This window comes from Chitinophaga sp., assembly GCF_036569185.1.
Classification (GTDB): Bacteria; Bacteroidota; Bacteroidia; order Chitinophagales; family Chitinophagaceae; genus Chitinophaga.
Genome location: NZ_DATCRD010000077.1, coordinates 65,548 through 73,170 on the forward strand (window position 1 = coordinate 65,548; position 7,623 = coordinate 73,170).

General features: G+C 48.0%; 5 protein-coding genes. 2 read left to right on the forward strand and 3 right to left on the reverse strand.

Annotated features, from left to right (window positions below; genetic code table 11):
- Window positions 1-7: 7 nt before the first annotated feature.
- The gene (gene rfbD / locus VIM72_RS06035) at window positions 8-874 is read left to right on the forward strand and encodes a dTDP-4-dehydrorhamnose reductase (RefSeq protein ID WP_332001965.1); all 867 of its coding nucleotides are present in this window, start codon (window positions 8-10) and stop codon (window positions 872-874) included.
- A gap of 117 nt (window positions 875-991) precedes the next feature.
- Here the strand turns inward: rfbD and VIM72_RS06040 are convergent, their stop codons facing one another.
- The gene (locus VIM72_RS06040; RefSeq protein WP_332001966.1) at window positions 992-1,687 is read right to left on the reverse strand and encodes a hypothetical protein; all 696 of its coding nucleotides are present in this window, start codon (window positions 1,685-1,687) and stop codon (window positions 992-994) included.
- Window positions 1,688-1,870: 183 nt separating this feature from the next.
- Here VIM72_RS06040 and tyrS point away from each other — a divergent pair, with 183 nt between their 5' ends.
- Window positions 1,871-3,151: a tyrosine--tRNA ligase gene (gene tyrS / locus VIM72_RS06045; protein ID WP_332001967.1), complete on the forward strand. Its 1,281-nt coding sequence runs from the start codon at window positions 1,871-1,873 to the stop codon at window positions 3,149-3,151.
- 95 nt (window positions 3,152-3,246) lie between these two features.
- Here tyrS and VIM72_RS06050 read toward each other — a convergent pair whose 3' ends face one another.
- Window positions 3,247-4,530 (reverse strand): amidohydrolase family protein, encoded by a 1,284-nt coding sequence (locus tag VIM72_RS06050; protein WP_332001968.1) that lies wholly within the window; start codon window positions 4,528-4,530, stop codon window positions 3,247-3,249.
- A 41-nt stretch (window positions 4,531-4,571) separates the two neighbouring features.
- Window positions 4,572-7,619: an amidohydrolase family protein gene (locus tag VIM72_RS06055; protein WP_414648954.1), complete on the reverse strand. Its 3,048-nt coding sequence runs from the start codon at window positions 7,617-7,619 to the stop codon at window positions 4,572-4,574.
- Between the last annotated feature and the right edge of the window lie 4 nt (window positions 7,620-7,623).

Genomic DNA, 7,623 nt, shown 5'->3' on the forward strand with positions numbered 1-7,623 from the left:
ATTTGCTATGAAGAATATTCTTGTTACCGGCGGAAATGGCCAACTCGGACAAGCCCTGCAAAAAGTTGCAGGCGGATATCCCCAATTCAACCTGTTATATACCGATTACCAGGACCTGGATATCACCAATGCAGACGCCCTGGCAGCATATTTTTCTGCACAACAGATCGACGCATGCATTAACTGCGCAGCCTATACAGCAGTAGATAAAGCAGAGGAAGAAGAAGACAAGGCATTCCTGCTGAACTTCCAGGCAGTGCTGGGCCTGGCGGAAGTATGCGCCCAATATAAGGCACAACTGGTGCATATATCCACAGATTATGTGTTTAGCGGTAAACAGAATGTGCCTTATACCGAAAACGACGAAACTGATCCTGAGAGCATTTATGGTGCGTCCAAAGTGCGTGGCGAGGCAGCTGCAGCTGGCTACAACCCCGATACCATTATATTACGCACTTCCTGGCTATACTCTGAATACGCGGTTAATTTCGTGAAAAGAATGCGGCAGCTCATGCAGGAAAAACAGGAACTGAACGTGGTTTTCGATCAGGCTGGTACTCCTACCTATGCCGGAGATCTGGCAAAAGCCATCCTGGATATATTGCAATACAAATCAGATAACCCGGATGCAGCGATAGGCGGAGTGTATCATTACAGCAATGAAGGCGTTACCAGTTGGTTCGACTTTGCCGTAGCCATCAAGGAAATGACGAATGCCACTACTGCTATACATCCTGTTACATCAGATAAGTATAAAACGGCCGCCAAACGCCCGGCATACAGCGTATTGAATAAGGAAAAAATTAAAAGCACTTTTGGCCTGAGTATCCCTTACTGGAGAGACAGCCTGGCCAAATGCCTGAAAAATAGCTAAGTAGAAAGTTGCCGCCTCCAAAATAGGAGGCGGCAACTTTCTATTTGGTGGCTGATGGAACACGTTGTTACTTAAGCGATGCCCAGGCGCCAGGCTTAATTTTGATACATCCCCTTTTTATTTCTTCAGCGCGGTGATCATTGTTCCCCCCATATCTTTCCCATCTTTACTGGACGAGGTTTTCACCGGTCCGAAATCCGGAGCAAACCACTCAGTTGCATTTAGTTTCATGGGAATCCCCTGCCCCATCATCTTCATCTGGAAATTAATATCATACGCAATTTTGAAACAATCCCAGCTGCCTGCAGGAGTAGTTACCTTTTCTTTTCCCAGCACTTTCCGGTTGCTGATCACATAACTGATCCCTATTTCCATCCCGTTCATATTCCCGCTCATTTCAAAAGTGCCACCCGGCAGCTCCTGGCCGACGTGCATCCCGGAAGGGTAATGAAGGAAAGATGCATTGGTTTTACCTTCCATTTTCATGTCTTTCATTTGAGGCATCGCCGGAACGCTCATTTTCATATCTACAGACACCCCATTACCACTGCACTTGAAATGCCCGGTCCCGGAAGTGACCTGCTTATTGCTTTTATCATAAAACGTATTGGTAAAATCAGATACTGTCCCACCCGCTTCCTTGTGCACATTGGTAACTTTATAGATGGTTTTTCCATTGATAATGCCTTTCGCATCGAAAATAGACATCTCAATTTCAGCATTGTTCAGCAGGTAGTAATAACCCTTGCAATCCTGCGCCAGCACCGGTATCGCGAAACACAGTACAGCCAAAAAAATAATAGCTTTTTTCATAACATATTAAATTTGGGGTAAGAAAGAATTTTATCACATTTATAATTTTCACCAGCAGCCGGGGGACAAACAGCCGGTCTTCTTTATAAATTTACAGAGATATTTGTTATACCAGCCTGGAATCCTTAAAATAGGCGAATCCTGCGAATTTTATGTAGGTTTGCAAAAATTATTATTAAAATCATGAATCTGATAGATGAACTGCGCTGGCGGGGTATGCTACAGGATATGATGCCTGGCACGGAAGAGCAACTGAAAAAAGAAATGACCACTGCTTATATTGGTTTTGATCCTACAGCAGAATCGTTGCACATCGGCAGCCTGGTTCCCATCCTGTTATTGGTGCACCTGCAAAAGGCAGGACATAAGCCACTGGCCCTGGTGGGCGGCGCTACCGGAATGGTAGGCGACCCCTCCTTTAAAGCGGAAGAAAGAAAAATGCTGGACCTGGATACCCTGCAAAAAAATGTAGCCGGTATCAAAGCCCAGCTGGAACGCTTTCTCGACTTTGATGCTGCAAAACCAAACGCAGCGGAAATGGTGAATAACTTCGACTGGTTTCAACACATTTCCTTCCTCGACTTTATCCGCGACACCGGCAAACATATCACCGTTAATTACATGATGGCCAAAGATTCAGTTAAAAAAAGGATCGAAGGCGACAACGGGATGTCATTTACTGAATTTACCTATCAACTGATACAGGGCTACGACTTCTATCATTTATATACTGCCAAAAACTGCAAACTGCAGATGGGTGGCTCAGACCAGTGGGGTAATATTGTTACGGGCACGGAGCTGATCCGTCGTAAAGCACGGGGTGAGGCATTCGCATTCACCTGTCCGCTGATTAAAAAAGCAGACGGCACCAAGTTTGGCAAAACAGAACAAGGTACCGTGTGGCTTGATCCTAAACGTACTTCTCCCTACGCTTTCTACCAGTTCTGGCTCAGAACAACCGATGTGGACGCCGAAAGCTATATCAAAATATTCACCTTCCTGGAACAACCGGAAGTGGAAGCCTTGATAGAAGAACACAGGAAAGATCCTGGCCAGCGACTGCTACAGAAACGTCTTGCCAAAGAGGTAACGGTATTTATTCATGGCGAAGAAAACTACAACTTCGCAGTAGAAGCAGCGTCTATACTGTATAATAAAAACACTGCCGAATTACTGGTATCCCTTTCTGAATCGGACCTGATCGATGTAATGGATGGCGTTCCTCAGTTTGAGATGCCAAGAACCGACCTGGAAGCAGGTAAGGATATTGTAAGCCTGCTCGCTGAAACCGGCATTTTCCCCAGCAAAAGCGAAGCCCGCAAAACAGTACAGGGCGGAGGTGTAAGTGTAAATAAGATAAAAGTTCCCGGTATCGACATGATCGTAAATACATCTTCATTACTGAGAGATAAATATATTTTACTGCAAAAAGGCAAAAGCTATTTCCTCGTAAAAGCGGTATAGCCTTAATCATAAAAAAGATAAGGGAAGAAAAAGCAATCACCTGCTTTTATCTTCCCTTATCTTTTTAGAATTATCCTGAGAAAAACAACCTTCACTTACAATCCATACTTCTTCTCATATTTCTCATATAACTGCTTCTGCTTATTATCGAGGTTTATTTCCCGGCCCTGGATAAATGCACGCGTAATTACGCTCGATTTCATATCAAGCATATCGCCGGTGCTCACCGCAATATTCGCATCCTTACCGGCTTCAAGAGAGCCTGTTGTTTTATCGATTCCCAGTATTTTTGCGGCATTAAGCGTAACAGCCGACAATGCTTCTTCCTTTGTTAACCCATAAGTACTTGCAGTACCGGCTTCAAAGCCCAGGTTACGTTGCTGCCAGAAGCCTTCATTGCTCAAACAAAACAATACGCCTGCTTTCTGCAGCTGCGCTGCCGTTTTGTAGGGCTGGTCCACATCATCATCCTGCATTACCGGCAAAGCATGCGGCTGCGACAGGACCACGGGGATATTATTCTGCTTCAGGATATCCGCAATCAGCCAGGAATCTGTTCCGCCTACAATCACTACATCAAGCTGGAACTCTTTGGCGAAGTCTGTTGCTATCAGCATTTCCTTTACCAGGTCGCAGTGAATAAACAGTTTTTGCTCCCTTGTAAACAGCTTCCGCATCGATTCAAATTTCAGGTTGGTTGCGGTATGTTTAGCCTCCTGCTGATACGCTCTGGCTTCACGGAAAAAGGTTTTCACCGTTTCTATTTGTTCCATTGCGGCCTTCATCCGGTCAGACGAAGCAGGGCCGCGGCCGCCACCAACGGGCGATACACGGGGCATAAAAAAGTGCAGGGCATTATCCGTTTTATAGGCGGCATCTTCCCAGTTCCAGGCATCCAGCTGCACCACGGAAGAAACGCCGCTGATGATGCCTCCTTCCGGTGTTACCTGCGCCAGCAGTATCCCATTGGAGCGCAGTGTATTGATCACTTTGGAATCCGCATTATAGGCAATGATGGACCGTACGGAAGGATTTATTTCTCCCACTTCGCGTGCGTCGATAGTGGCGCGCACACTCTCAAACTCCACCAGGCCCAGGTTGGATTCCGGCGCAATGATACCGGGGTATACATGCTGTCCTTTCATATCCAATACAGTGGCATCTCCACCGGCTGCGGGAATGCTGGCGCCTACTGCGGTAATTTTCCCGTTACTGAAAGCAATGGAACCATTTTCAATTACCTGTCCGTTGCCTACATGAATAGTGGCATTGGTGAGATATACAGGTTTATTTTGCGGGCCCGCCGGGGATATTGTTTCCTGTGCCCGGGCGACATACGCTCCCAGTACCAGGCTTAATAAAATCAATTGTTTTTTCATCGCTTGTTGCATTTAGCGGTGCTTTAAAAAGTTAAAACGGATCAGTTACCAATAGCCTGCTGATGTCCTCCCTGCAGATCTTCACAGTGATATATTTCTTCCGCCACCAGTTCTGCTTTCCGGGTAGGAGTGCCTTTTTTCTTTTCCCCCAGCAGCAGTTGGGTAAGACGGTTACGTTCTGCTGCTATACGCTTACGCAACTGCAGGTCATTATCGCGGTCAAACTCCACAATACCATCCACAATGGTCTTTTCGGCTTTGGCGTAGATGCTCAGCGGGTTGTCGCTCCACAATACCACATCGGCATCTTTACCCACTTTGATGCTGCCCATCCGACTGTCTACATGCAGCAGCTTAGCAGGATTGATGGTGATCAGTTTGATGGCTTCCTCTTCTTTCATGCCACCGTATTTGATGCTCTTGGCGGCTTCCTGGTTCAGGCGCCGTGCCATTTCCGCATCATCGGAGTTGATGGCGGTGAGCACGCCCACTCCCTGCATGATGGCGGCATTGTAGGGAATAGCATCCTGCACTTCCATTTTATATGCCCACCAGTCGGCAAACGTACCGGCGCCGGCCCCATGCGCTTTCATTTTATCGGCTACTTTATATCCTTCGAGGATATGTGTGAAAGTATTCACTTTAAAGTGGAAGCTGTCTGCCACATGCATGAGCATATTGATTTCACTCTGTACATAAGAGTGGCAGGTAATAAACCGTTTCTGGTGCAATATTTCCACAAGGGCATCCAGCTCCAGGTCGCGACGCTTGCCGGGCCCCTGCTTTTCATAATCAAGCGCGCGGGTGAACGCATCTGTATAGATCTGCTCCACGCCCATTCTTGTTTGCGGGAAACGCACGGTATTACGTTCACCCCAGTTGGATTGCTTCACATTTTCACCCAATGCAAACTTGATGAAAGGGTCCCAGTTGCTTACTTTCAGGGCTTCTGCGTTTTGTCCCCAGCGGAGCTTGATCAGCTGGGATTGTCCGCCGATAGCGTTAGCGCTGCCATGCAACAGATGCGAGGCCGTTACGCCACCACTCAGCTGGCGATAGATATTGATATCATCGGGATTTAACACATCGGCGATGCGTACCTCCGCAGTAACGGACTGCGATGATTCATTCACTCCCCTGCTGAGCGCAATATGCGAGTGCTCATCAATAATGCCGGCGCTCAGGTGTTTCCCGGTGCCGTCTATCACCCGGGCATTGCCGGCAGCAAGGTTCTTACCTATCTGTGCAATTTTACCATTGCGGATCAATACGTCTGTATTTTCCAGTATGCCTTCTTTTTCGCTGGTCCATACGGTCGTATTTTTGATCAGCAGGTCTTGTGGAGATGGCAACTTTTCCCAGCCATAACCATTAAACGGGTAATACACCGGTCCAATGGCCAGGGGTGTTTCCTTCTTTACTGAATCCTTTTTTTCGGGGGCGGCCTTTACAAATACGGCCGTCCATTTTACAGGGTTGCCGCTGGTATCTGCACCGGTACCCGTCCAGCTGTTGTCGCCGATGATACCGCTGAGACGCACATTGCTTTTACTGTTTTTGGCCAGTGAGAGCGACAGCGTTACCAGTTTTCCGTTTACATCAATACGTCCCGGAAGGGTATCTTTCTGTAAAACAGACAGTAAAGGTGCGGTAGCAGTGCCTCTCACTTCTACGGAGTAGCTGCCGCCGGGACTGAGGTTTATAGTATATATGCCGCGGATATCATCCCATCCGTCGGCTTTAATGGTATAACGGTTACCTTGTACCCAGTTCTGGTAAAGGATGGTTTTTTCGTTAAAAACAGGGCCGGAAGTAATGAGGAAGTTGGCCAGTTTACCAGGTTCCAGGCTGCCTACTTTATCGTAAGCCTTTATGAGGGTAGCCGGTGTTTTGGTTAATGCCTCCAATGCTTTTTGTTCGCTGAGGCCATAACTGATGGCTTTCCGCACATTGACCAGGAATTGTTTTACATCTTTCAGATCGGCCGCAGTTAAGCAAAAGGGAATACCTGCTTTTTCAAATGCGGCTGGCTCCGTAGGCGCCATTTCCCAATGTTTCATATCGGCCAGGGACACATAGCGGGCGTCTGCGGGATCTTCCATATCAATAGCGCCGGGAAAATTAAGCGGTAATACGAAAGCCGCTTTGGTAGCGGCCATTTCGCTGATGCGCTGGTATTCATTACCACTGGCCCTGATGATATACTGTACCCCGAACTCGTCGCCTATTTTATCTGCGCGAAGCGCATCCCATTTATCGGTCACTTCAAACAGCTGGGGCAATTGCTGGCTGGCATTCCATGCCTCCAGGCTAAGGTTCACCCCTTCTTTTGCGGGCCGGGTCTTATACCACTGGGCATCCAGGAAAGTTTGCCTCAGCAGGGCGATGCAACCCATGAGGGAGTTCGGGTAATTCTGTGTAGAGCTGCCTTTATCAAAGGAATAGGCGGCGGCAGCTTTTTCCATGATAACTGCTTTGTTTTCCCTGGTAGCTGCCAGGGTTACCAGCGCCGCTGTGCCCCGGGCAATACCATCCGGCTGCTGGGTAAGCACGGCGCCAAAGCCTGCTTCCCGCAGGGGTGCTGCCTTTCCGTCATCTGCCGAAAAAAGATCCACCGCATTTACTTCGCTTCTGATAGCCTGGTTCCAGCCATATGCACCTTTGGTGTTAGACAGGAACTGGGGGGCGGCATTCCAGGCGGCCCCTCCTCTTTTAGGCTCCGATAAGCCATAATTACTGGAAATATCCACAAAGGAAGGATAAATATACTTTCCTTTACAATCCACTATCACCGCATCTTTTGGTATAGCAACCGAGGTACCGGCAGACACTATTTTCCCATCACGGATCACTAGTGTGGCATTATTGAGGGTGGTTTGCGGGTCTTTTACAAGGGTAGCGTGCGTAAAAGCAAAGCATCCTTCCCGGGGATCGGCAATCCCATTGACGGGGAAGGTTTCCTGGGCGCTGGCCACAGTGCCGGTTGCCAGCAGGGCCTGTAGCAGCAGTTTACCGCGGTGCCGCTTCATAGCATAGGTAATACGCCGTAACAGCAGGGCTGCCCGTGGGTTCTCAAAAGCTTTTTTCATGTAA